Source organism: Aeromonas sp. sif2416, assembly GCF_019218665.1.
Classification (GTDB): domain Bacteria; phylum Pseudomonadota; class Gammaproteobacteria; order Enterobacterales; family Aeromonadaceae; genus Aeromonas; species Aeromonas encheleia.
In genome coordinates, this window is sequence record NZ_JAHUXC010000036.1 from 1 (window position 1) to 467 (window position 467).

1 protein-coding gene is annotated in these 467 nt (G+C 46.0%); it reads left to right on the forward strand.

Annotated features, from left to right (window positions below; all coding sequences use genetic code 11):
• Positions 1–202, forward strand: a 202-nt coding sequence (locus KW821_RS21420; RefSeq protein ID WP_218292857.1) for a hypothetical protein, incomplete at its 5' end; no start/stop codon positions are given.
• Positions 203–467: the final 265 nt, after the last annotated feature.

Consider the following 467-nt stretch of genomic DNA (forward strand, 5'->3'; position numbering starts at 1 on the left):
TTTCAGAGGCTTTATCGAGGCACCGACCGGCTTGTTTGCGTTGCCGCTTGCCCTGTCGATGTGGCGTATTATAGAGACATTGGTCACATTGGCAAGGCTTCGATGCAATAAAATTGCAAAAATCGGCACTTTCTTAGTTATTCATATCCAACCACAGCTTTTCTACAAACTTATCCACAGAAATGGGGTTTTAGAGAGCTAGATGTACCTGATTCACTCACCTACCTTGGTTCAGATGCGATCAATACCTTATGTAGCCGAGAGATGGACTGATGTGATCTAGAGAGGAGTTCTATATAGATAGGATTATGGCATACCAGATATCCTAGTTAGATGAAAAGCAGTTGAGGCAGTTGAGGCAGTTGAGGCAGTTGAGGCAGTTGAGGCAGTTGAGGCAGTTGAGGCAGTTGAGGCAGTTGAGGCAGTTGAGGCAGTTGAGGCAGTTGAGGCAGTTGAGGCAGTTGAGG